Origin of the sequence: Bacillus hominis (assembly GCF_018332515.1) — a bacterium.
Lineage (GTDB): Bacteria > Bacillota > Bacilli > Bacillales > Bacillaceae_G > Bacillus_A > Bacillus_A hominis.
On record NZ_BOQD01000444.1, the window covers coordinates 1 to 649 of the forward strand.

Annotated in this window: 1 protein-coding gene; it reads right to left on the reverse strand. The window is 25.7% G+C overall.

Translation table 11 applies throughout. The features are described from left to right. Positions 1 to 170: 170 nt before the first annotated feature. Positions 171 to 632 carry a hypothetical protein gene (locus tag KI356_RS26195; RefSeq protein ID WP_128279922.1) on the reverse strand — a complete coding sequence of 154 codons (462 nt, stop codon included), beginning with the start codon at positions 630 to 632 and terminating at the stop codon, positions 171 to 173. Positions 633 to 649: the final 17 nt, after the last annotated feature.

Genomic DNA, 649 nt, shown 5'->3' on the forward strand with positions numbered 1-649 from the left:
AGAAAGAATAGCGTATTTTGTAACGGGAACATAAAGTTTGATAAATTAATATAGATAAACTTAATAAATGAACAAAAAGAAAGAGCGTTTTAAAAAAGGATTAATTATTATTTGTATTTCTTGTTCAACTACATAGCTCGTTAATTAAACGAGAGACTAGTATACATTAATTATTCAAGTAATGTTTGTAAAGCTGTTTCAATGTCTGTTTCTAAATTATTTCTTGATGTATCATATAAAGTCCCAGTACCTTTAAAATAACCACCATAGTAATACCATAACTGTATGAAATCTGCATATTCATCATCTTCAACAGTAACATCATTAAAATCTATTATTATTTCAGAACGATATTCTTTTTCTAGACATTTCTCAGAATTTAAGTCTTCTATTTCATCTCCGTCAATATCCCTATTAACCCATATTTTTAGGTTTCGTTTTCCTTTTCTCTCAAATTCATTTATATATTTTTTTTGAAGAACTTTACTATATTCTAATCCTAACCTTTCTAATTCAACTATCTTTCTTTTTAATTCTTCATTTATCTCACTTTCAGAAATTAAAATGTACCTCTCATCTTCTAAATCATTCTCTTTATCTTTTTTAAATAACCTTTTTAATTTATCAAACATTCTTTCCCCTCCACCTA

Excerpts from the sequence above, each read along its gene's own strand:
- KI356_RS26195 (WP_128279922.1), bottom strand. The coding sequence starts at position 632 with ATGTTTGATAAATTAAAAAGGTTATTTAAAAAAGATAAAGAGAATGAT.